14 protein-coding genes, 2 tRNA genes, 3 rRNA genes and 1 pseudogene are annotated in these 23,219 nt (G+C 61.2%); 5 read left to right on the top strand and 15 right to left on the bottom strand.

Features of this window, described 5'->3' with window-relative positions:
• Nucleotides 1–51: 51 nt before the first annotated feature.
• Nucleotides 52–1,002, top strand: coding sequence for a TatD family hydrolase (locus tag H2O77_RS02935; RefSeq protein ID WP_215823871.1), 951 nt, complete (start codon nt 52–54; stop codon nt 1,000–1,002).
• A 48-nt stretch (nt 1,003–1,050) separates the two neighbouring features.
• On the top strand, nt 1,051–1,617 hold the full coding sequence (locus H2O77_RS02930) for a hypothetical protein (protein WP_240548693.1): 567 nt from the start codon (nt 1,051–1,053) through the stop codon (nt 1,615–1,617).
• 583 nt (nt 1,618–2,200) lie between these two features.
• On the opposite strand, the pseudogene H2O77_RS02925 reads toward H2O77_RS02930, so the two are convergent.
• The 5 genes and pseudogenes from H2O77_RS02925 to H2O77_RS02905 all read right to left on the bottom strand — a co-directional run.
• Nucleotides 2,201–3,358: pseudogene (locus H2O77_RS02925) on the bottom strand (DEAD/DEAH box helicase); the annotation flags it as partial.
• A gap of 216 nt (nt 3,359–3,574) precedes the next feature.
• Nucleotides 3,575–4,111: an HPP family protein gene (locus H2O77_RS02920; protein WP_166019098.1), complete on the bottom strand. Its 537-nt coding sequence runs from the start codon at nt 4,109–4,111 to the stop codon at nt 3,575–3,577.
• Nucleotides 4,112–4,224: 113 nt separating this feature from the next.
• Nucleotides 4,225–6,033, bottom strand: a complete 1,809-nt coding sequence (locus H2O77_RS02915) for an iron ABC transporter permease (RefSeq protein WP_240548692.1) — start codon at nt 6,031–6,033, stop codon at nt 4,225–4,227.
• Between the two features lie 141 nt (nt 6,034–6,174).
• Nucleotides 6,175–7,221 (bottom strand): Fe(3+) ABC transporter substrate-binding protein, encoded by a 1,047-nt coding sequence (locus H2O77_RS02910; protein ID WP_225347558.1) that lies wholly within the window; start codon nt 7,219–7,221, stop codon nt 6,175–6,177.
• A 236-nt stretch (nt 7,222–7,457) separates the two neighbouring features.
• Nucleotides 7,458–8,030 (bottom strand): elongation factor P hydroxylase, encoded by a 573-nt coding sequence (locus H2O77_RS02905; protein ID WP_107335481.1) that lies wholly within the window; start codon nt 8,028–8,030, stop codon nt 7,458–7,460.
• A gap of 378 nt (nt 8,031–8,408) precedes the next feature.
• Here H2O77_RS02905 and H2O77_RS02900 point away from each other — a divergent pair, with 378 nt between their 5' ends.
• Both H2O77_RS02900 and H2O77_RS02895 read left to right on the top strand, forming a co-directional pair.
• Nucleotides 8,409–9,848, top strand: a complete 1,440-nt coding sequence (locus H2O77_RS02900) for an MATE family efflux transporter (protein ID WP_240548781.1) — start codon at nt 8,409–8,411, stop codon at nt 9,846–9,848.
• A gap of 317 nt (nt 9,849–10,165) precedes the next feature.
• Complete coding sequence (locus tag H2O77_RS02895) at nt 10,166–10,900, top strand: hypothetical protein (protein ID WP_215823868.1); 735 nt, start codon at nt 10,166–10,168, stop codon at nt 10,898–10,900.
• Nucleotides 10,901–10,941: 41 nt separating this feature from the next.
• Here the strand turns inward: H2O77_RS02895 and tusA are convergent, their stop codons facing one another.
• On the bottom strand, nt 10,942–11,187 hold the full coding sequence (gene tusA, locus H2O77_RS02890; RefSeq protein ID WP_054555155.1) for a sulfurtransferase TusA: 246 nt from the start codon (nt 11,185–11,187) through the stop codon (nt 10,942–10,944).
• A gap of 62 nt (nt 11,188–11,249) precedes the next feature.
• On the opposite strand from tusA, the gene H2O77_RS02885 reads away from it, so the two are divergent.
• The gene (locus H2O77_RS02885; protein ID WP_043335322.1) at nt 11,250–11,534 is read left to right on the top strand and encodes an antibiotic biosynthesis monooxygenase; all 285 of its coding nucleotides are present in this window, start codon (nt 11,250–11,252) and stop codon (nt 11,532–11,534) included.
• Between the two features lie 123 nt (nt 11,535–11,657).
• Here the strand turns inward: H2O77_RS02885 and rlmM are convergent, their stop codons facing one another.
• The 9 genes from rlmM to H2O77_RS02840 form a co-directional block, all read right to left on the bottom strand.
• On the bottom strand, nt 11,658–12,731 hold the full coding sequence (gene rlmM, locus H2O77_RS02880; protein ID WP_054555210.1) for a 23S rRNA (cytidine(2498)-2'-O)-methyltransferase RlmM: 1,074 nt from the start codon (nt 12,729–12,731) through the stop codon (nt 11,658–11,660).
• A gap of 210 nt (nt 12,732–12,941) precedes the next feature.
• Nucleotides 12,942–13,057, bottom strand: a 5S ribosomal RNA gene (gene rrf / locus H2O77_RS02875).
• 136 nt (nt 13,058–13,193) lie between these two features.
• Nucleotides 13,194–16,080: ribosomal RNA gene (locus H2O77_RS02870) — 23S ribosomal RNA — on the bottom strand.
• Nucleotides 16,081–16,313: 233 nt separating this feature from the next.
• Nucleotides 16,314–16,389 (bottom strand) — tRNA-Ala (locus H2O77_RS02865).
• Nucleotides 16,390–16,428: 39 nt separating this feature from the next.
• Nucleotides 16,429–16,505, bottom strand: a tRNA-Ile gene (locus H2O77_RS02860).
• Between the two features lie 76 nt (nt 16,506–16,581).
• Nucleotides 16,582–18,122 (bottom strand): 16S ribosomal RNA (locus tag H2O77_RS02855).
• The 16S, 23S and 5S rRNA genes sit together here with 2 tRNA genes alongside, the layout of an rRNA operon.
• A gap of 481 nt (nt 18,123–18,603) precedes the next feature.
• Nucleotides 18,604–20,508 (bottom strand): M48 family metallopeptidase, encoded by a 1,905-nt coding sequence (locus H2O77_RS02850; protein WP_215823867.1) that lies wholly within the window; start codon nt 20,506–20,508, stop codon nt 18,604–18,606.
• A 70-nt stretch (nt 20,509–20,578) separates the two neighbouring features.
• Complete coding sequence (locus H2O77_RS02845; protein ID WP_054555402.1) at nt 20,579–21,172, bottom strand: LemA family protein; 594 nt, start codon at nt 21,170–21,172, stop codon at nt 20,579–20,581.
• 187 nt (nt 21,173–21,359) lie between these two features.
• The gene (locus H2O77_RS02840; RefSeq protein WP_215823866.1) at nt 21,360–23,027 is read right to left on the bottom strand and encodes a bifunctional 2-methylcitrate dehydratase/aconitate hydratase; all 1,668 of its coding nucleotides are present in this window, start codon (nt 23,025–23,027) and stop codon (nt 21,360–21,362) included.
• Between the last annotated feature and the right edge of the window lie 192 nt (nt 23,028–23,219).

The following is a 23,219-nucleotide window of genomic DNA, read 5'->3' as shown; positions in this document are numbered from 1 at the left end:
GCCTTGCGCTGTCACGTGTCTTCTCCCTCACCGCGATCCCAAGGGTGTCCGATGTCCGCGCTTCCCCCGCATGCCGATCCTGCCTCCCTGCCTTACTATGATAGCGAGCGGCTGTCCGACGAGACGCTTGCCGCCTTGTGTGACGACCTTGAACTCGGCGAGGCCGATATCGCGGCCGCGCTGACGCTGCTGGCACCGGAGCTGCGTTTCGCCAGCCCCTCTGCGCTGGTCGACATCGGCGTCAACCTGACGCATGAGAGCTACGCGCGCGACATCGAGGGCACCTTGCTGCGAGCACGCGCGGCGGGCGTCAGCCAGCAGATCCTGACCGGCACCAGCCTGGATGGCTCGCGTGAGGCCCAGGCGCTGGCGGCACGCTATCGTGGCCTTTCTGCCACCGCCGGTGTGCATCCGCATGATGCCAGCCAGTGGAACGATGGCGTCGAACGCGGCATCCGCGAGCTACTGGCGCAGCCGGAGGTCGTCGCGGTGGGGGAATGTGGCCTCGACTTCAATCGCAACTTCTCGACGCCCGCCGAACAGGCCCGAGCGTTCGAAGCGCAGCTGACGCTGGCCGCCGAGACAGGCCTGCCGCTGTTTCTGCATGAACGTGACGCCGGTCGCCAGATGCTCGAGATGCTCAAGCACTGGCGCGACGATATCAGTCACGCCGTCGTGCACTGTTTCACCGGTGAGCGTGAGACGCTCTACGGCTATCTCGATCTCGACCTGCACATCGGCCTGACCGGCTGGCTGTGTGATGAGCGCCGAGGCGAACACCTGCGCAGCCTGTGCCGCGAGATTCCCCTCGAACGCCTGATGCTGGAAACCGATTGCCCCTATCTGGTACCGCGCAATCTGCCCGCCAAGCTCAAGGGGCGCCGTCATGAACCCTCACTGCTGGTGTGGATCATGGCGGAGGTCGCGGCGCTGCGCGGTATCGACATGGAAGAACTCGCAGAGGCCACCACCGCCACTGCCACACGCTTCTTCCGCCTGTAATCGGCATCAACGACTTTCCCTGCACGCATCCCTGCTCTGGACATCACCATGCACGAATATGAACCCGAAACAGGGGACTTCCCCGCCTTCATCGCCGTCGAGACCGGCGAGGACTCCAGTCTGCCGCTGGCCATCGCCTGGGCGCTGCCCGATGGCCAGATGAAGCATGTACTGATCCAGCCGGATGACGAATGGCTGGATGGCGAGATGCTGGAGCTGGGCGACTACAGCCTGGACGACCTGCGCAGCTTCGGCGTCAGCCCCCTCGATGTGCTCAAGGAGCTGGAGCAGGACTACTACCAGACCACGCTCTATACCACCGGCGTCATGGATGACGAGCAGGCACTGGCCCGCCTGTTCGACGCCTACAACATGGACCCCTTCATCGAGTTCGCGCCGGCGGAAGGCCTCTACCCTGAGCTTTCCCCGGGTGACTGGGCGCGCGAGCGCAACAACATGCTGTTCGAACAGGGCCTGCAGCCTTTCCGTCCGGACAACGAGGTGCTGGTGATGCTGGCCATCCATACCCGCCTGCGCGGTGATGGCGTGCGTGGCGAGCAGGACATCCAGGGCACTGGCCCGGATTACGAGATCGACTGGGAAGAAGACGTCTGATCAGACGCTCTCGCTCCTGACACGCAAACGCCCCGACAACCGCAAGGTTGTCGGGGCGTTTGTGTTCAAGCCTTGGCATCTACGGCGCGGCTCAGCCGTTGGAGCGGCCACCACCGTTGCCACCGCTGGAGCGGTTGCGACCACCACGTGAGCGGCGACGCGGGCGCTCATCATTGCTCGGCGCGTTCGGCGCACGGTTGCCGTTCACTTCCGGCTGCGGCGCGACGCGATTGCCATCGACTTCACGCTGCACCGGTGCACGGTTGCCGCGGTTGTCATCGTCGACACGTGCGGTCTGCTGAGGCTTGCCGCCAGTGCGTTGACCTTCAGAGCGCTGGCCGCCCGAACGCGCGCCACCAGAACGCTGGCCGCCATTGCCACGACCTTCACCGGCAGGCTTGCTGCCAGTACGCTGGCCGCCAGAACGCTGACCTTCAGAACGCGCGCCGCCCGAACGCTGGCCGCCAGAGCGCTGGCCGCCATTGCCACGGCCTTCAGCGGCAGGCTTGCCGCCAGTACGCTGGCCGCCAGAGCGCTGACCACCACGCGGCTGACGCGGCTCACGTTCCGGCTCGACATCGACTTCCGGCACGAAACCTTCCACTTCGACGCGCTTGAGCTTGCCCTTGAGCAGACGCTCGATGCCGCCGAGTTCCTTGCGCTCATCGCTGGAGACCAGCGAGATGGCACGCCCACTGGCGCCGGCACGGCCGGTACGTCCGATGCGGTGCACGTAGTCTTCCGGCACGTTGGGCAGTTCGTAGTTGACGACCTGCGGCAGCTGCTCGATATCCAGACCACGCGCCGCGATGTCCGTCGCGACCAGCACTCGCACTTCGCCGTTCTTGAAGCCGGCCAGTGCCTTGGTACGCGCATTCTGGCTCTTGTTGCCGTGAATCGCCGCAGCACTGATGCCGGACTTCTCGAGCTTGGTCGCCAGACGGTTGGCACCGTGCTTGGTACGGGTGAAGACCAGCACCTGGTGCCAGTTTTCCTTGATGATCAGGTGCTTGAGCAGCGAAGGCTTGTGGCTCTTCTCCACGGTGTGGATATGCTGCTCGACCTTCTCGGCCGTGGTGTTGCGCGGGCTGGCTTCCACCGCCACCGGGTCATTCAGCAGCTTGTTGGCCATGCCGCGAATCTCATCGGAGAAGGTCGCGGAGAACAGCAGCGTCTGACGCTTGGTCGGCAGCAGCTTGAGCAGACGGCGGATGTCGTGGATGAAGCCCATGTCCAGCATGCGGTCCGCTTCATCCAGCACCAGCGTCTCGAGATCGGAGAAATCGATGGCCTTCTGGGAGTGCAGGTCCAGCAGACGGCCCGGCGTGGCGGTCAGGATCTCGACGCCAGAGGACAGGCGGCTGATCTGCGGGTTGATCTTCACGCCACCGAATACCACGGCATTGCGCAGCTTCAGGTGACGGGAATAGGCAGTGACGTTCTCGTCGATCTGCGCGGCCAGTTCACGCGTAGGCGTGACGATCAGGGCCTTGATCTTGCGGGCACCCGCGGGAGCGCTCTGTGAGAGGCGCTCGACCAGCGGCAGGGCGAAACCGGCGGTCTTGCCGGTACCGGTGCGCGCGGCAGCCATCACATCACGGCCTTCCAGCACGGCAGGAATCGCACCTGCCTGGACGGGAGACGGCGTGGAATAGCCCATCTCGGCGATCGCTTTCAGGACAGGAGCGGACAGCCCCAGGGAGGCAAACGCCGGGACGGAATTGGCAGTAGTCTCAGTCATCAATATCTCTTCGGCTGACCGGCCACGTGCTGGTCGATCATTAAGGAATGGCGCCTGGCCGGGCACGTGCCGGGAGAGGGAGCGAGGCGTATCAGGCGCAGAGAAGAAAGAGTCGGTCAGAGGGACCTCATCCGGCTGCTGCCAGTCGCTCGCGTCAGGCGATGGCCCAGTCTACCATCTTCCGCCGTCGCCTGCAGAAACGCGCATCCGATGGGCTCAATGCCAGTGCAGCGGATAGCGACGATGACGCGCCAGATTGTTGATCAACACCGCCAGCACCAGCATCGCCGCACAGCCAAGCCCCACCGGCAACAGGGCGTACCAGTAGCCCAGCTCGTGCAGCGGCTGACCGCCGATCACCGCGATCAATGCCGTGGCGCCGCCCGGCGGGTGCAGGGTGTGCGTCAGCTGCATGACCAGCAGCGCCACCGAGACCGCCATGGCCGCCGCCAGCCAGCCATCGCCCAGCCAGTGATAGCAGGCGACACCGACCAGTGCCGACAGCATGTTGCCGCCCAGTACATTGCGCGGCTGGGCCAGCGGACTGTGCGGCGCGCCGTAGAGCAGCACCGAGGTCGCGCCGAAGGACCCCACCAGCAACAGCGAGCTGACCGCCAGGTAGTGCGAGGACAGCCAGCCGATCAACGCCATGCCCAGAAAGGCCCCGAGCCACGACCACAGGGCATCGGCAACATGCGGCCTGCCCCGCTTCAGGGGGCCACCACGCATCTTGGCTACGTAAGGCTTGAGCATCGTGCGAACCATCTCCGGCGTTGTCCTGTCAGTGTCGAGCGCTGCACCCTAGGCGATCTCCACACAAGGAACAACTCCCGTTTGGCAATAAGCTGATGCCGACGCTGTCGTCGTCATGACTCGCTGCGCGAGGCCACGATGGTGCGCGAGATCACGATCACCGGCAGGATGCCGACCACCACGATCACCAGCGCCGGCAACGCCGCCTGCTCGAGCATTTCATCCGAGGCGTACTGATAGACGTGGGTGGCGAGCGTGTCGAAGTTGAAGGGCCGCAGCAGCAAGGTGGCCGGTAGCTCCTTCATGGCATCGACGAACACCACCAGCGCCGCGGTCAGCAAGCCGGGGCGGATCAAGGGCAGGTGCACCCGGCGCAGTGTCGAGAAGGTGTTCTCGCCCAGCGAGCGCGCCGCCATGTCCATCGAGGGCGTGACCTTGTCGAGACTCGATTCGATGGAACCCGCGGCGATGGCGAGGAAGCGCACCACATAGGCGATGATGATCGCGCCCATCGTCCCCGTCAGCAGCAGGCCGCTGGAGAACCCGAAGTTGGCGCGCAGGAAGCTGTCCAGCGCATTGTCGAAACCCGACAGCGGCACCAGCACGCCCAGCCCCAGCACGGCGCCCGGCATGGCATAGCCGAGGCTCGAGAGCTTGAGCGCCTGCTGTACGCTGGCGGTGCGATCCAGCCGCTTGGCGTAGGCCAGCAGCACCCCGATGATCAGCGTCAACACGGCAGCACTGACCGACAGCATCAGGCTATTGAGCGCGTAACCGGCGAAGTCCGGCGTCCACGACTCCTCGAAGTAGCGAATGGCATGCCGCGTCAGCAGCCCCACCGGCAACAGGAAGCCGAACAGCAGCGGCAGCAGGCAAGCCAGTGTCGCCAGTCCGGCGCGCCAGCCATGCAGGGTCGGGCGACGATAGCGACGATAGCGATCGCCCTTGCCGAACTGACGCTGCCGGCGCCGGGCATGCCGCTCCAGCCAGATCAGCGTGACCACGAAGATCATCAGGCACAGCGCGATCTGGGCCGCACCGCGCAGGCTGCCCATGTTGAGCCACACATTGAAGATGCCGGCGGTCAGCGAACGCACCGCAAAGTAATCGACGGTGCCGAAGTCGTTGAGCGCCTCCATCATCGCCAGCGCCAGTCCGACGGCGATCGCCGGGCGTGCACTGGGCAACGCCACGCGCCAGAAGCTCTGCCAGCCATTGCAGCCCAGGGTGCGGCTGGCATCACGCAGTGACGGTGATTGATCGAGAAACGCCGAGCGCGCCAGCATGAAGACATACGGAAACAGCACCAGCGACAGCATCAGGATGGCGCCGCCCAGACTGCGTATCTCGGGGAAGTAGTAATCCTGCGGCGAGTCCCAGCCGAACAGCGCACGCAGCGCGCCCTGGAAAGGCCCGGCATACTCGAAGACATCGGTGTAGATGTAGGCGATGACGTTGGCGGGAATCGCGAACGGCAGCAGCAATGACCACTCGAAGGTGCGCCGCAGCGGGAACTGATACATGGTGGTCAGCCACGCCGACACTACGCCCATGCTGCCGCTGAGGACCGCCACGCCGGCCACCAGCGCCAGACTCGTCATGACGTAGTCAGGCAGCACGGTGGAGACGAGGTGCGGCCAGATGCCGTCACCGGCCTGATCACTGCCATCATCGCCGAACAACGCCAGCCAGATGACGGCCAGCACCGGCATCACCACCAGCGCGGCGACCCCCCAGGCCGTCGCGAACCACCCCATGTGCGTGCCCAGGCGCCGCTGACGGCGCCTTATCGCCGCGTCTTCGGCGCCTGACGTGCTGTGAGTCGCGCGCTCCAGGGCGAGCTCCGTCGCGCTGGTTGCCGTGCAGGCTTCCTCTTCAAGGCTCGCACCTCGCTTTGCCAACAGCCGCTTGCCTTGCGTCATCTGTTCTTCCTCACTGACCTGCCAACTGCAATTGCGTCTATTTTACATTGTTCACTCAAACGAAGAGGGGCTGTCGCATCGCGACAGCCCCTCTTCGTTCATGACATCCCACCCGATGGCTTACGCCAGCGGTGAGTGCCGTTACTGGTTGAAGCCGACTTCATTGACCATCTGAGCAGCACGCTTGCGGTATTTGGCGACCTCGGTCAGCGAGAGGTCATCCTGCTTGAACTCGCCCCAGGACGTCAGCAGCTCCGAGCTTTCGGCAGCCGGGTTGGCCGGGTACTCGAAATTGACCTCGGCATACATGTGCTGGGCGGTCTTCTCGGTCAAGAAGCGCATCAGCTTGAGCGCATTCTCTTCGTGCGGCGCGTACTTGGTCATCGCCATGCCGGAGATGTTCATGTGCGTGCCGACACCGTTCTGGTCCGGGAACTCGATGCGTGCCTTCTCGGCCCACGGACGCTGCTCGTCGTTGTCGAGCATCTTGCCGTAGTAGTAGCTGTTGCCGATGGCCACGTCACAGACGTTGTCACGAATCGCCTTGATCTGGTCACGGTCCCCGCCCTGCGGCTTGCGCGCCAGGTTGTCCTTGAAGCCTTCCAGCCATTCGCGGGTCGCTTCCTCGCCGTTGTGGGCGATACGCGAGGCGATCAATGCCACGTTGTAGGGGTGATCACCGGCACGCGAACAGACACGGCCCTTGAGGCTCGGGTCCGCCAGGTCGTCATAGCTTGCGACCTGACCGGCCTCGAGACGCTCGACGCTGGTGTAGAGCACGCGTGCACGGGTGGTGATACCGAACCACTGGTTGTCAGGACCGTGATACTGCTCGGGCAGGTTGGCTTCGATGACGTCGTCATTGACGCTCTTGACCAGCTCTTCGTCGACCAGCTCCTGCAGGCGACCGATATCCACCGTCAGCAGGACGTCAGCCGGCGTGTTGCGACCCTCACGCTTGAGACGCTCGGCCAGACCTTGCTTCGCGAATACCACGTTGACCTTGACGCCGGTCTCCTCGGTGAACTCCTTGAGGAACGGCTCGATCAGATAGGCCTGACGATAGGAGTAGACGTTCACCTCTTCCTGGGCTTGCGCCGGCATGGCCGTGACAGCCGTCACGCCGACCAGCGCACTCAACAACAGCTTGCGAGCGGAGGATGCAGAAATCATGGATACAGCAGTCATCGAATACCCCTGTTCAAGGTGTCCTGTCCTGACGAGGACTGCCATGAGCAGACCTGCAGGACAGTAAAAGCGGAACCATTGTGTCAATGCGAATCATTCTAATCACAAAGCCCTGACACCTGCAACGTGAGTGCAACGCTGATTTGCAGATAATGCAATCCCGCTCAGGGAGGTGAGTACCGGGAGGCAAGCCCAGCGGGCGACGCCACTGCCGCCTGGCATGCTCAGACAAGGCATCACGCCAGTCGGCCGTCCTCCCCCACCGCAGGCAACAGGGGCCTGGCATGGGCGATGGCCTGCTCAAGCGGCATCCCCTGCTGCCAGACACCGGCGAGTGCGTGACGGAAGGCAGCGGCCCGGGCGGGCAGGCCGCGCTGCTCGACATCGGCAGCGCGCTGCATCACACGTTGCGCGAAGGCGTCTCGATCCACCTCCAGCTCAAGATTGTCGACGCTGACATGAAACGGCTTGCCCACCGCCCGGTGAAACAGCAGTTCCAGCGCTTGCGGCGCGACCTCGACACTCTCGAAGGCACGCTGCTGCTCGGCGTCGCGGCCATCCGGTGCATACCAGTAGCCGTAATCTTCCTCGAGCCGCCGTCTGGCGCCTGCGATGCACCAATGGCTGATCTCATGCAGCGCGCTGGAAAAGAAGCCACGTGCCAGATAGATGCGGTGATAGCCAAGCTCTGATTCCGGGACATGCCTGCCTTCCCCCTGCATGCCGGCCGGAAGATACAGTGGCTCTTCGGGATCACAGCGCAGCAAGGTGTTGAAGGTGTCGCCGAACAGGCCGTCGAACAATGCCATCAAGGTGGCGAGGTCATGCGCACGACGGGGACTCCCGCTGGCGGAATCAGAGCAATGGACGGCAGGTAGGGACTCATGGGACGACACGGCAATTCTCGGCAAGCGCTGGCAGTGTGTGGGCATTCGATGGCGGCAGGAAAACCTGCTCTGTCGAATGGCTCATTGTACGTGGCTAGCGTATAGCGCGTCATTTCAGCTGACAGTGTCGCTCACAGCCGTGATAATTCATCAGCTTGCGTTCATGAAACCTGCTTATCTGCTAGGATGGCGCGCCAAGCAAGAATGATTCTCGATTACTAGCAGGAGCCTGCCGTGCCCCCCGCCGATTCATCCACCCCCTCCAAGCCTCAGACGGCCCCTGGTTCTCCGCCTCCGCCACTGATTCCCCGCGTCAGAGCGGAAACCTCACGCCTGCTGACCCTGGCGCTGCCGATCTGTGGCGCGCAGCTGGCTCAGGCAGGCATGAGTGCCGTGGACGTGTTGATGACAGGGCGTTCCTCGGCCACGGACCTGGCAGCCGTGTCGGTGGGCTCAAGCCTGTGGGTGCCTCTGCTGCTGCTGATGGCGGGCACACTGATGGGCCTGACGCCGGTGGTCGCGCAATTGATGGGGGGCAATCGCAGCGGTGAGGTGCGTGGCAACGTGCATCAATCGCTGTGGATCTCGCTGGTGCTCGGCAGCCTGTCCGGGCTTGCGCTGTGGTATCTGGCCGCGCCGATCTTCACGCTGATGGAGGTGCCTGAGGCCGTGGCCGAGCAGGCGACCCTCTACCTGATGGCCATCGCCTGGGGCATGCCGGGTGCCGCCTTCTATCAGGTCCTGCGCGCCTACTCGGACGGCATGAACCATACCCGCCCGGCACTGATCATCAGCCTGATCGGCCTGATATCGAACATCCCGCTCAACTACGTGCTGATCTACGGGTCTGCAGGCGTGGATGACCTGCTGGGGATCACCCTGCCGGGCCTGTTGGGCGACATTCCGGCCATGGGCGCCGCCGGCTGCGGTATCGCCACTGGCCTTGCGATGTGGATCATGTGCCTGAGCATGTTCGCCTACACGCGTTACAGCAGCGCGTATCGCGCCGTGGCGCTGTGGTGCCAGCCCAGCGCCCCCCACTTCAAGCAGATGGGCGAACTGCTCAAGGTCGGTCTGCCGATCGGGATCGCGATCTTCTTCGAGGTCACGCTGTTCACGGTCATCGCCCTGTTCGTGGCCAGCTTCGGCGAGATCAAGGTCGCGGCCCACCAGGTCGCGCTCAACTTCACCTCGCTGCTGTTCATGCTGCCGCTGTCGATGGCGATGGCCCTGACCGTGCGCGTCGGTCACACCATCGGCCGTGGCGACATGCGTGAAGCACGTTTCGTGGCCTGGAATGGCGTGGCCTTCTCGCTGGTGGTGGCGCTGGTGAATGACATCGTGATCTGGGTACTGGCCGAGCCGGCCGTGGCGCTCTACACCAGCAACCTCAAGGTCCAGGCCCTGGCCATGTCGCTGATCACCCTGGCGATGCTCTATCAGGTCTCGGACTCCCTGCAGGTCGCCATGGCAGGCGCACTGCGCGGCTTCAAGGACACGCGCATCATCATGCTGATCACCATGTTCGCCTACTGGGTGGTCGGGCTGGGAGGCGGACACCTGCTGGGCGTCGGCAGTGAGGCCTTCCCGATCTCGCCCTGGTCCATCGAGCAGATGGGCGTCTATGGCTACTGGATCGGCATGGTGGCCGGCCTGACCGTGGCGGCGCTGCTGCTCGGCTGGCGCCTGTGGATCATCGCGCGCCGTGGCGTGCGTGACGAGGCATTGGCGAGCCAGTGATGCCTGGCGGATAGCGCCTGCATCTCAGTCTGCATCCCAGTAGGAAGCTCGGCCTGGATACTGGGCTGACAGCTGCCTGAAACGCCTTGATGAGCAAGCCCCGCGACACCCGACAGGGTGACGCGGGGCTTTTGCGTTTAAACACGAAAAAGCTGATAGACGGTCATTTCGTCCAAGGAGGGGTTACCGTCAAGGCTCTGGCTGTGCTAATGGTTATTCAAGGCAGTGCTCTCTCGCTGACGACACACATGGCAGAAGCGAGAGAACGCACCAGCACACGCCGAGGACGATCGACAAGCTGCTGAGGAGGGTTCGTCATGGGCGTACCAGTATCTTCCCCCCGCTCCGCCAAGGTCATCGACCTGAGTGTCATGCGTGACAGGATGCGTGCACGACGTCGTATTCTCCGGCTGGCGCCGGAACACGACGGGTTGGAAATGCTCTATCAGCTCGACAGCGATCCGGACAGCTATTACAGCATTCCGGTACTGGCCTGGGGGCTGCGCGAGGATGGTGAAGTCGTGGGCATGGTGCCGTGGATGGAGGGGCTGATGCCCTGCCACGAGCTGGAAGACCCCCAGCAGGGGCATTTCGTCGGCTATCGCGACCCGGAAACCGACGAAGTCTTCATGTTGGCGCCTGACCACAAGGTGTTCGAGCTCGAACATGCCGCGGCCTATTACGACTATGAAGTCTCGGACAAGACGACGCTGCTGCAGCAACTGCCGGACACGCTGGGTACCCATGCGCTGTGCATGACCAACGGCGAGACACAGTGGCAGCTCAAGCAGGTCTTCGGCTGGCGTCTCTACAGCGATGGCAACATCGAGGCCTTGCTGGTCGATGAAGCTCGCGTCACCCAGACACCGGTGCTGGCCGGCGACGACTGCCTGTACCCGGGACGCAGTCGGCATGATGTGGTCTATTTCTTCCAGCGCGCCATCGCCAATCAGATTCGCGAGCAGGATCCGGCGACGCTGGAGGCTCTCGCGCTGATGATGACCGGCGAGAGCGAGCAGGTCTGCGTCGAGGTCCATGACCGCGAAGCCTGAGGGCCAGTCATGGCCAGCGACTCAGAGGATGCGGATGGCGCTCAACTGATGCGGATGTAATACAGGAACTGTTCCGGCGTCTCGTGGCTCAGTTCCAGGGTGTGGCCGAGAAAGGCGCAGAACTTGGGCACATCACGGGTAGTGGCAGGGTCGGTCGCCACCACCCGCAACAGATCACCCGAGGCAAGCTCACGCACCTTGTTGTGCAGCATCATGATGGGTTCCGGGCAATACAGGCCACTGGTTTCCAGTTCGGCATCGGCCTCGGGCAATGTGATATCGGTCATCGAAGACTCCTGACAATCCTGCCGCCCTGGCTGGCGGCACGTACAAAAAAGGGGAGACAGGCATGATCAAGGTTCTGATCGAACGGCATATCATGCCGGGACTGGAACAGGATTACGAACAGGCCTCGCGTGAAGTCGTACGCGAGGCCACGCATGTCCCGGGCTTCATCTCGGGCGAGAATCTGATGGAAACCGGCCGCGCGGGTCACCGCATCCTGATCACCTCATGGCGCGATGCACGAGCATGGCAGGAATGGTCGGTCAGTCCGGCCAGAGATCGCATGATGGCGCGCCTGGCGCCCATGCTATCCCAACCGGAGCGGATAATCCTGCTGGAGCATACCTGAGCGCATCTCTCCGGCGAGCGAAGGCATCAGGCGCCCCATACAAGAACCCCACGACCTGGGCAGGCCGTGGGGTTCTTGTATGGGGCGTGTGCCACTCGCGCATGCTGATTGAGCAACAGCCAATCAGTGCGTGATGCGCACGTGCACAGTGACCTCTTCACGGTCGTGATACAGATGACGACAGCGAATCTCGGCACCGACGTTGGAGCGCTCGAGACTGGCGGCCAGATAGTCGAGGCAGCGAGAGACTTCCTTCCAGCGCTGCTTCATCGGCAGCTTGAGGTTGAAGACGGCCTCGTTGCACCAGCGCTTCTTCAGCCAGCGCTCGACCATCTCGGTCACGCGAATCGGCTTGTCGACGATATCGCAGACCAGCCAATCCAGGCGCAGCGGCGGCTCCCAGGTGAAGCCATCTTCCTTGAGATGCTCGACCTGCCCTGTCGCCATCAGGTCCTTGTTCATCGGGCCATTGTCGATCGCGAACACGAACATGCCCTTCTCGACAAGCTGGAAGGTCCAGCCACCCGGGGCGGCACCGAGGTCCGCTGCCTGCATGCCAGTGGCGATGCGACGCTCCCACTGATCGCGCGGCACGAATTCGTGCCACGCCTCTTCCAGCTTGAGCGTGGAGCGGCTGGGCGCACGACTCGGCGAACGCAGATGACGAATGCCATTGGCATACTCGCTGCGGTTGCCCGGGAAGCTCATGCCCAGCTGGACTTCATCGCCATCCGTCCAGAAGACATGCAACGCTCGGCCACCGGCCTTGCGACGCAGGGCGCCCCGCTTCTTGAGCGCGGACTCCAGCGGGCGACCGACGGCCTTGCCCAGCCCCGACAGCGCCTTGCCATCATTGGTATCCGGCATCTCGTGGCGGATCTCCTCGAAGCTCCAGCCGGCGTCGACCACCTGCTGCAGAATCGGCGAGACACGATTCTCCCGCGACATGCCGACCAGCGGCTCCAGTGCCACCAGTGTCTGACGAGCGAAGACCAACGCCTGTAGCGGCATGTCACGATGCAGGGCGTTGGCGGGCTCCTCACCCGTCACCACATAACGCACGAAGCCACTGTCGCGTGCCGCAATCGGATAACCCGGCGTGCCGATATACGCCGCTTTCTCGCTGACTTCTGCGGCCAGGTCGGCCTCGAAGCCAGGGCGGCAATACAGCAACAGTTCTTGAGGTTGCATCATCATCTCCAATACAGAAGGCTGGGGAGTCTAGCTTCTCGCCGCTGCCTTCTACAAGCGTGCATGTACGTGATGGGGCTGTGACAACGCTCAGGCCGTCGTCATGGGCGCAACAGACGCCTCACGAAGCGCGTACGTCTCTTGCTTTGCGCAACTTTTCTCACCACAAAGAGAACCGCCCCTGCAGCAAGGCTACAGGGGCGGTTCGGTATAAGTGCCTGACGATGACCTACTCTCACATGGAGAAACTCCACACTACCATCGGCGCTAAGCGGTTTCACTTCCGAGTTCGGCATGGGATCGGGTGGTTCACGCTCGCTATGGTCGTCAGGCGAAACGGTGGCATCTTGCGATGCCTGAGTCTCGAGGCTTTTGGCCTCGCGACTCGCAATATGAATCATGCTGACCGATATGTCTCGATCCTGTCGCAATCCCGGCGTTTGCCGAAGCAAACCCCTTGGGTGTTATATGGTCAAGCCTCACGGGCAATTAGTACTGGTTAGCTCAACACATTGCTGTGCTTCCACACCCAGCCTATCAACCTTGTAGTCTTCAAGGGCCCTTCAGGAGGCGCAAGGCCTCAGGGAAGTCTCATCTTGAAGGGGGCTTCCCGCTTAGATGCTTTCAGCGGTTATCCCGTCCGAACGTAGCTACCGGGCAATGCCATTGGCATGACAACCCGAACACCAGAGGTTCGTCCACTCCGGTCCTCTCGTACTAGGAGCAGCTCTTCTCAAACTTCCGACGCCCACGGCAGATAGGGACCGAACTGTCTCACGACGTTCTAAACCCAGCTCGCGTACCACTTTAAATGGCGAACAGCCATACCCTTGGGACCGACTTCAGCCCCAGGATGTGATGAGCCGACATCGAGGTGCCAAACACCGCCGTCGATGTGAACTCTTGGGCGGTATCAGCCTGTTATCCCCGGAGTACCTTTTATCCGTTGAGCGATGGCCCTTCCATACAGAACCACCGGATCACTAGAACCTACTTTCGTACCTGCTCGACGTGTCTGTCTCGCAGTCAAGCACCCTTATGCTCTTGCACTCAATGCACGATTTCCAACCGTGCTGAGGGTACCTTCGTGCTCCTCCGTTACTCTTTAGGAGGAGACCGCCCCAGTCAAACTACCCACCATACACTGTCCTCGATCCGGATAACGGACCTGAGTTAGAACGCCAATGATGTCAGGCTGGTATTTCAAGGTTGGCTCCACCGCATCTGGCGACGTGGTTTCAAAGCCTCCCAGCTATCCTACACAGACAACATCAGCATCCAGTGTAAAGCTATAGTAAAGGTTCACGGGGTCTTTCCGTCTAGCCGCGGGTACACAGCATCTTCACTGCGATTTCAATTTCACTGAGTCTCGGGTGGAGACAGCGTGGCCATCATTACGCCATTCGTGCAGGTCGGAACTTACCCGACAAGGAATTTCGCTACCTTAGGACCGTTATAGTTACGGCCGCCGTTTACCGGGGCTTCGATCAAGAGCTTCGCGTGAGCTAACCCCATCAATTAACCTTCCGGCACCGGGCAGGCGTCACACCCTATACGTCCGCTTGCGCGTTTGCAGAGTGCTGTGTTTTTAATAAACAGTTGCAGCCACCTGGTATCTTCGACCGGTAAGAGCTTACGGAGCAAGTCCTTCACTCGAACCGGTGCACCTTCTCCCGAAGTTACGGTGCCATTTTGCCTAGTTCCTTCACCCGAGTTCTCTCAAGCGCCTTGGTATTCTCTACCTGACCACCTGTGTCGGTTTGGGGTACGGTCGCATGTGATCTGAAGCTTAGAGGCTTTTCCTGGAAGCGTGGCATCGATGACTTCCTGACCGTGGTCAGTTCGTCTCGCATCTCGACCTCAGAGGAACCGGATTTGCCTGATTCCTCGGCCTACATGCTTTCACCAGGACAACCAACGCCTGGCTCACCTAGCCTTCTTCGTCCCCCCATCGCAACCACATCCGGTACGGGAATATTAACCCGTTTCCCATCGACTACGCGTTTCCGCCTCGCCTTAGGGGCCGACTCACTCTGCTCCGATTAACGTAGAACAGAAAACCTTGGTCTTCCGGCGGGGGAGTTTTTCACTCCCCTTATCGTTACTCATGTCAGCATTCGCACTCGTGATACCTCCAGCAGACTTCTCAATCCACCTTCATTGGCTTACACGACGCTCCTCTACCGCTCATCCATAAGGATGAACCCGTAGCTTCGGTACCTGATTTAGCCCCGTTATATCTTCCGCGCAGGCCGACTCGACTAGTGAGCTATTACGCTTTCTTTAAAGGATGGCTGCTTCTAAGCCAACCTCCTAGCTGTCTGAGCCTTCCCACATCGTTTCCCACTTAATCAGGATTTTGGGACCTTAGCTGACGGTCTGGGTTGTTTCCCTTTTCACAACGGACGTTAGCACCCGCTGTGTGTCTCCCACGCTGCACTCACTGGTATTCGGAGTTTGCCTCGGGTTGGTAAGTCGGGATGACCCCCTAGCCGAAACAGTGCTCTACCCCCAGCGGTGATACGTGAGGCGCTACCTAAATAGCTTTCGAGGAGAACCAGCTATCTCCGGGCTTGATTAGCCTTTCACTCCGATCCACAGCTCATCCCAGCATTTTTCAACATACTTGGGTTCGGGCCTCCAATTGATGTTACTCAATCTTCACCCTGGCCATGGATAGATCGCCCGGTTTCGGGTCTATACCCTGCGACTGGTCGCCCAGTTAAGACTCGGTTTCCCTACGCCTCCCCTATACGGTTAAGCTCGCCACAGAATATAAGTCGCTGACCCATTATACAAAAGGTACGCGGTCACACCACGAAGGTGCTCCCACTGCTTGTACGCATACGGTTTCAGGATCTATTTCACTCCCCTCGCCGGGGTTCTTTTCGCCTTTCCCTCACGGTACTGGTTCACTATCGGTCAGCCAGGAGTATTTAGCCTTGGAGGATGGTCCCCCCATGTTCAGTCAAGGTTTCTCGTGCCCCGACCTACTCGATTTCACGTGACTCAGACTTCGACTACGGGACTATCACCCTGTATCGTCAAGCTTCCCAGCTTGTTCGTCTGTCAGTTGTCACGCTTAAGGGCTGGTCCCCGTTCGCTCGCCGCTACTTGGGGAATCTCGGTTGATTTCTTTTCCTCCGGGTACTTAGATGTTTCAGTTCCCCGGGTTTGCCTCTATAGGTTATGTATTGGCCTATAGATACTCACCTGATGGTGAGTGGGTTTCCCCATTCGGAAATCGTTGGGTCGCAGGGTATTTGCCACCTCGCCAACGCTTATCGCAGGCTATCACGTCCTTCATCGCCTCTGGCTGCCAAGGCATCCACCGTATGCGCTTAATCGCTTGACCATATAACCCCAAGGGGTCTGTCAAGGATTACGAATCTGTCGGACCTCTCCGACATATCGTTTTGATAGACATGCGCTTGGCGCACACATCTATCGTCAGCATGATTCACATTGTTAAAGAGCGGCTGTTCAGAGAACAGTGAGAAGTCACACAACCTTCACGAGGAAGGCGATATGCTTGTCACTGTGGACTGTGCAGCGTTATCAGGCAGTAGAAGCTGAACCGGACTTTCATGGTGGAGCCAAGCGGGATCGAACCGCTGACCTCCTGCGTGCAAGGCAGGCGCTCTCCCAGCTGAGCTATGGCCCCAAAGTCGGCAAAACCGTGTCGACAAAAGCATGAAGCTTTTGGTGGGTCTGGGCAGATTTGAACTGCCGACCTCACCCTTATCAGGGGTGCGCTCTAACCAACTGAGCTACAGACCCGACACTACTACTCGATAAACTAACTTGATCAGGTAATTCGTTGTGAGCACTTGCCGCGAGCGATAGACAGTGTCGATAAGGAGGTGATCCAGCCCCAGGTTCCCCTAGGGCTACCTTGTTACGACTTCACCCCAGTCATGAACCACACCGTGGTGATCGCCCTCCCGAAGGTTAGGCTAACCACTTCTGGTGCAGTCCACTCCCATGGTGTGACGGGCGGTGTGTACAAGGCCCGGGAACGTATTCACCGTGGCATTCTGATCCACGATTACTAGCGATTCCGACTTCATGGAGTCGAGTTGCAGACTCCAATCCGGACTGAGGCAAGCTTTATGGGATTGGCTCCACTTCGCAGTATTGCAACCCTTTGTACTTGCCATTGTAGCACGTGTGTAGCCCTACCCGTAAGGGCCATGATGACTTGACGTCGTCCCCACCTTCCTCCGGTTTGTCACCGGCAGTCTCCTTAGAGTTCCCGACATTACTCGCTGGCAAATAAGGATAGGGGTTGCGCTCGTTACGGGACTTAACCCAACATTTCACAACACGAGCTGACGACAGCCATGCAGCACCTGTCTCAGAGTTCCCGAAGGCACCAATCCATCTCTGGAAAGTCCTCTGGATGTCAAGGGTAGGTAAGGTTCTTCGCGTTGCATCGAATTAAACCACATGCTCCACCGCTTGTGCGGGCCCCCGTCAATTCATTTGAGTTTTAACCTTGCGGCCGTACTCCCCAGGCGGTCAACTTATTGCGTTAGCTGCGCCACTAAGTCCTCAAGGGACCCAACGGCTAGTTGACATCGTTTACGGCGTGGACTACCAGGGTATCTAATCCTGTTTGCTACCCACGCTTTCGCACCTCAGTGTCAGTGTCAGTCCAGAAGGCCGCCTTCGCCACTGGTATTCCTCCCGATCTCTACGCATTTCACCGCTACACCGGGAATTCTACCTTCCTCTCCTGCACTCTAGCCAAGCAGTTCCAGATGCCGTTCCCAGGTTGAGCCCGGGGCTTTCACACCTGGCTGACTTAGCCACCTACGCGCGCTTTACGCCCAGTAATTCCGATTAACGCTTGCACCCTCCGTATTACCGCGGCTGCTGGCACGGAGTTAGCCGGTGCTTCTTCTGCGAGTGATGTCTTTCCTCGGGAGTATTAGTCCCAAGGCGTTCTTCCTCGCTGAAAGTGCTTTACAACCCGAAGGCCTTCTTCACACACGCGGCATGGCTGGATCAGGCTTTCGCCCATTGTCCAATATTCCCCACTGCTGCCTCCCGTAGGAGTCTGGGCCGTGTCTCAGTCCCAGTGTGGCTGATCATCCTCTCAGACCAGCTACGGATCGTCGCCTTGGTGAGCCATTACCTCACCAACAAGCTAATCCGACATGGGCTCATCCGATAGCGCAAGGTCCGAAGATCCCCTGCTTTCTCCCGTAGGACGTATGCGGTATTAGCCTGAGTTTCCCCAGGTTGTCCCCCACTATCGGGCAGATTCCCATGCATTACTCACCCGTCCGCCGCTCGACGCCTCCTAGCAAGCTAGGATCGTTTCCGCTCGACTTGCATGTGTTAAGCCTGCCGCCAGCGTTCAATCTGAGCCATGATCAAACTCTTCAGTTGAAAGCTTGATAGTCTGTTAAGCAGACCAAACTTGGTTCAGAGTCAAACTTCTCGTGAGAGGCTTGCTCCGATATTTGGTGACCTTGTCACCACTCATCGGCAAGCGCTCACACGAATTACCTGATCAAATTTTTAAAGAGCGTCGCTGTGAAGCGAGGAGGCATATTCTACCCGGAACGCTTGATAAGTCAAGCACTTGATGATGAGTCAGTCGACTGCCTCTAAGCATCATCAAGCGATGAGGAGCATTGCTCGATCACCTGTTCCGTAAGGAGTGCGGCGTATTCTAGCGAATCGCCCGGGATTGTCAATCGATGGTTTAGAAGCGGACTTCAAAAACACCAAGCAAAACAATCACCTGCAAACCTCTTTCACCGCTGGTAACGCCATGCGTCCCCGGCAGCGGATGCGTACTTTACGCACGAATCGGCTTGATGGCAAGGGCTTTGACGCAGAAAACAGCCACTCGCCTGGTCGATACTCAGACCGCCTTGCCGTCCGCGGGCCGAGATACCGGGCGCGCCTGCCAGCCACCACGCGAATGCGACTGTGTCTCAAGCGCCGCTTCCAGGCGCGCCTCCGGCAGCTGCATGACGCGCGCCAGCAGTGTCAGCAGGGCCACCTCTTCATCGGCCAGCGTCTGGTCGGCATGCACCACCTGGGCAAGCGCCGTGAACCAGCGCTGCTTGTCCATCGGGCGCAGATGAGCCAGCTGCGTGAGATGACGGCAGCGCAGCGCAGGGTTATCCCCATCCGGCTGCGACTGTGGATACGCAAGCGCCAGACCAAGTTCTGCACTGGCGTCCAGGAAGATGTCCTCGCGCAGCGTTTCATCGTCGATGAGTCCGACCATCAGCAAGAGCCAATGCTGACAGGCCGGCTGGCATTGCTGCAGGGCCAGCGAGTCACTCTTGCGATCGATCCGCGGGTCCAGTGACTCCAGCAGCAACTGCCACAGACACCAGATGAACATGTCCTGCGGAGGTGTCTGCGCCTTGAGCATGCGATGCGCGCGCTCATCCGCTTCCCGCCAGCGCGGTATCAACCGGTTGAGCAAGGAGATCCACTCGACCCGCGGCAAGGACTCGAGCTTGCGCCGCGCCTCGCGCACGCGCTTGCCATCCAGCCAGTCATGCTGACGCTCAAGCTCGGTGAGCCAGACCCCACGCCGGGTGAGCTCCGAAGGCGCGATCATCGCCACCACCAGCTGCGGGCAGAGAAAGCGCGACAGCGTCAGGTTCTCGAGCTCACCCCGGGAACGCGACAGCTCGCCCATGACGGCCGCGCCGGCAATACCCGCCATGACCCCGCCAAGCACTTCTGCCCCGATGGGCCCCTGCTGCTCGAAGGTATGCACCGGTTGCTGGCGCGCGCTCAGATATTGCCTGTTCCAACGGGGTTCTAGGCGCTTGATGCGTTCATCCAGCGGCGGATGCGAGTCGAACCAGCCCGTCAGCCATGGCGGACGCGCTTCGACGAAGAAGAGATGGTTGTAGGTCATGGCGCGCGGATGCTGGATACGCCCCTGCCAGCCCATGCCACCGATACGCTTGAGGGCCGAGGCGATGCCATCCGGGAAACGCGTCAGGCGCACTGCACTGGCATCGGCGAGATATTCGCGTGAGCGCGCGACCCCACGCTGCAACAGCCTGCCGCCCAGCCCGCCGAGACTGCCGAGCAACCACAGCGCCACACCGACCAGCATCAGCTGTGGCATGCCGCCTTTCCTGTCGGAACCGGAGGAGCGCGCCCTGCCCAACACGAAGCCGATGCGCCCCGCGCCCATCAGGAAGCGCCCCGCCTCGGAGAGAAACACCAGGCCGTGGACCGCACTCGCCAGACGCAGGTTGAGGCGAATATCGCCATTGGCGATATGGGCGAACTCGTGAGCGACCACACCCTGCAGCTCGTTGCGATCCAGCTGCTCCAACGCCCCGCGACTCAGCGCGATCACCGCATCATGTGGCCGATAGCCCGCCGCGAAGGCATTGATCATCGCCTCATGCGGCAGCAGGAACAGCTGCGGCGTGGGCAGATTGGCGGCGATCGCCATCTCTTCCACGACATTCAGTGCCCGCCGCTCATTCGAGTCCTGGGTCTCGACATCCACCAGCTTGCCACCCAGGCGTGCGGCCACGACCGCACCGCCCTGCTGCAGACGCCGCAGCTCACGCGCCGCGACCAGGGCATTGCACAGGAAGATGATGCTCGCCACTGGCCAGACATATTCAAACGTCGTGGTGGCCGGACGCCCCAGGAAACTGCTGATCGCGACATGCACCACGGCGCCGGCGGCAAGAGACACCACCAGCGACATGGCCGTGAAGGCCAGCAGCAATAGCCGCGTACGACGCCGCGCACTGTCCTGCTCGTGATAGAAATTCATTCGCGCTCGCCATCTACCCAGTCAGGATCACAGCGCAAGGCCGCTGCAAGAGAAGCATCAGCCGGTCGACTCACGAGAAGCTGACATCCGGGGCCTGGCGGATCTTCACGCTGTCATCGAAGGCCAGCAGGCCTGCATCACTGCGATGACCGAAGGTCGGCGCGAACACCACCTGCGGGAAGCTCTGGCGATAGACGTTGTAGTCGGTGACGGCATCGTTGTAGGCCTGACGCGCGAAGGCGACGCGGTTCTCGGTGGCGGTGAGCTCTTCCATCAGGTCGCTCATGGTCTGGTCCGCCTTGAGCTCCGGATAGGCCTCGACCACCACATCCAGCTTGCCCAGACTCGCTGCCAGCCCCTGCTCGGCACCGGCCAGGCTAGCCAGCTTGTCCATGCTGCCGGGATGCGCCGCTGCGGCATTCAAGGCGGCCATCGCCTTGTTGCGGGCATTGATCACTTCTTCCAGGGTGCCACGCTCATGACTCAGATAGCCCTTGGCCGTCTCGACCAGATTGGGAATCAGGTCATAGCGCCGCTTGAGCTGCACCTCTATCTGCGCGAAGGCATTCTCGAAGCGCGCCTTGAGACTGACCAGCTTGTTGTAGATCGAGATCACGTAGATGACGATCAGCGCGATGGCGCCCAGCAGCAGAAATGTTTTCATGATGAGTCCCTTGTGATGATGCCTTTGCAATGAAGGCCCGGCAGGCGTTGTCCCGCTCTCCGGCGAGTCTTTGCAAGCGCCCCTGTCGATCTTCCTGTGCAATCCGCTTCCAGTTTACCCATACCGGATGACGGCACCAGTCAATTGGATGACTGATTGCCAACGGGGCATCATGCGGCCGGCGACCTCACGGCACCCAATGCGCCATGAACTCGTGCACCGGCAGTGCTTCGAGTCGCTCGCGATCGCCCAGCAACGCCATCAAGGTGTCGCAACGCGAGGGCGGGAAGCAGGTGGCCAGATTGGCCCGACACTTGTCCTCGAGCGGAACGAGCGACTCTTCACGCCGCCGACGATGTCCCAGCGGGTATTCCACCGTCACCTGCTCAGTGGCACTGCCATCGCAAAAGACCACCCGCAGGGCATTGGCGATCGAGCGCTTGTCGGCTTCCAGATACTCGCGGGTGAAGCGCGCCTCTTCCGTGACGACCATCCTGTCACGCAGCTGGTCGATCTCCGGATGAGCGGCATGGAAGCCATCTTCATAGTGGTCCGCGTTCAACTCGCCGAAGATCAGCGGCACCGCGACCATGTATTGCAGGCAGTGATCGCGGTCCGCCGCATTGGCGAGCGCGCCCTGCTTGGAGATGATGCGGATCGCCGATTCGTGGGTGGTGATCTCGATGCGCTCGATCTCCTCGAGCCGGTCGCGCACCTCGAAGTGGAGCTGGACGGCGGCCTCGGCGGCGGTCTGGGCATGGAATTCAGCCGGGAAGGAGACCTTGAAGAGCACGTTCTCCATCACATAGCTGCCCAGAGGGCGCGCCAGCGTCAGGTGCCGTTCGTCTTCAGGCTTGAGCGCGAGGTCGCTATTGCCGTGACTGAAGGAAACATCATTGAAGCCCCACTGCGGCGCGCTGAGAACACTTGGGACGCCCATCTCGCCACGCAGGGCGATGTCCGCCAGCCGCACGCCGCGTGAAGTGGCGTCCCCCGCCGCCCAGCTCTTGCGCGAGCCCGCATTGGGCGCATGGCGATAGGTGCGCAGACTCTGGCCATCGACGAAGGCGTGCGACAGCGCCGACAGCAACTGCTCGCGATTCGCTCCCATCAAGCGCGCCGTCACGGCGGTGGTCGCCACCTTGACCAGCATGACATGGTCGAGCCCGACGCGATTGAAGCTGTTGTCCAACGCCAGCACGCCCTGGATCTCATGCGCCATCACCATGCTCTCCAGCACATCACGCATCACCAGGGGCGGCTTGCCCTGTGCGACACGCTGGCGCGAGAGGTGATCCGCCACCGCCAGAATGCCGCCGAGATTGTCCGAGGGATGCCCCCACTCCGCCGCCAGCCAGGTGTCGTTGTAATCCAGCCAGCGGATGGTGCAGCCGATATCCCACGCCGCCTTGACGGGATCGAGACTGAAGGCAGTGCCGGGCACCCGCGCACCATGCGGCACCACGGTCTCGGCCACCAGCGGGCCGAGATGCTTGGTGCATTCAGGGAAGCGCAGCGCCAGGATGCCGCAGCCGAGGGTATCCATCAGACACAGGCGAGCGGTGTCCATCGCCTCTGCCGAGGGACCTGAGCGCACGCTCTTGCCGGCCAGGCCATCCACATCCGTATCCGTATCCGCATCCGCATCCGCATCCGTATCCGTATTCGCGATAGAGATATCGTCGCAATACCCCAGCACATAGTCGGCGATCTGCTGCAGCTCCGGGTCATAGTCCGGGCGCTGGTTGGCGCTGGCCTGATTGGTGCTGGCCTGACTTGTACTGGCCTGGTTGGTACTGACCTTGTTGGCGCTGAGACGGCTGTCGCCCGTCTGATCAGAGGATGGCGTGCTCATGTGTGATCTCCTGTCGTGGATCCTCTTTGCTCGCATGCATCTCCCGCGATACCGGCACATCCCCCGAAATACCCGAGTCCGCACCACAGACACGCGAAAGCCGGCCCTCTGCACATGCATGCCAGGCCGGCTTTCATCGGGATGCCGCAGGTGAGGGCCTTGGCTGTCGAACATGACAATAGACCATCGCCT

Source organism: Cobetia sp. 4B, assembly GCF_018831605.1.
Taxonomy (GTDB): domain Bacteria; phylum Pseudomonadota; class Gammaproteobacteria; order Pseudomonadales; family Halomonadaceae; genus Cobetia; species Cobetia amphilecti.
This window is presented reverse-complemented; position numbering and strand designations above follow the sequence as displayed.

What these genes read in the sequence shown, in the direction of transcription:
- H2O77_RS02840 (WP_215823866.1), bottom strand. Translation starts at nt 23,027, where the DNA reads ATGAGCACGCCATCCTCTGATCAGACGGGCGACAGCCGTCTCAGCGCC.
- H2O77_RS02845 (WP_054555402.1), bottom strand. Translation starts at nt 21,172, where the DNA reads ATGAAAACATTTCTGCTGCTGGGCGCCATCGCGCTGATCGTCATCTAC.
- H2O77_RS02895 (WP_215823868.1), top strand. Translation starts at nt 10,166, where the DNA reads ATGGGCGTACCAGTATCTTCCCCCCGCTCCGCCAAGGTCATCGACCTG.
- H2O77_RS02915 (WP_240548692.1), bottom strand. Translation starts at nt 6,033, where the DNA reads ATGACGCAAGGCAAGCGGCTGTTGGCAAAGCGAGGTGCGAGCCTTGAA.
- H2O77_RS02910 (WP_225347558.1), bottom strand. Translation starts at nt 7,221, where the DNA reads ATGACTGCTGTATCCATGATTTCTGCATCCTCCGCTCGCAAGCTGTTG.
- rlmM (WP_054555210.1), bottom strand. Translation starts at nt 12,731, where the DNA reads ATGATGATGCAACCTCAAGAACTGTTGCTGTATTGCCGCCCTGGCTTC.
- H2O77_RS02920 (WP_166019098.1), bottom strand. Translation starts at nt 4,111, where the DNA reads ATGCTCAAGCCTTACGTAGCCAAGATGCGTGGTGGCCCCCTGAAGCGG.
- H2O77_RS02850 (WP_215823867.1), bottom strand. Translation starts at nt 20,508, where the DNA reads ATGAATTTCTATCACGAGCAGGACAGTGCGCGGCGTCGTACGCGGCTA.
- H2O77_RS02885 (WP_043335322.1), top strand. Translation starts at nt 11,250, where the DNA reads ATGATCAAGGTTCTGATCGAACGGCATATCATGCCGGGACTGGAACAG.
- H2O77_RS02930 (WP_240548693.1), top strand. Translation starts at nt 1,051, where the DNA reads ATGCACGAATATGAACCCGAAACAGGGGACTTCCCCGCCTTCATCGCC.
- H2O77_RS02935 (WP_215823871.1), top strand. Translation starts at nt 52, where the DNA reads ATGTCCGCGCTTCCCCCGCATGCCGATCCTGCCTCCCTGCCTTACTAT.
- H2O77_RS02905 (WP_107335481.1), bottom strand. Translation starts at nt 8,030, where the DNA reads ATGGCATTGTTCGACGGCCTGTTCGGCGACACCTTCAACACCTTGCTG.
- tusA (WP_054555155.1), bottom strand. Translation starts at nt 11,187, where the DNA reads ATGACCGATATCACATTGCCCGAGGCCGATGCCGAACTGGAAACCAGT.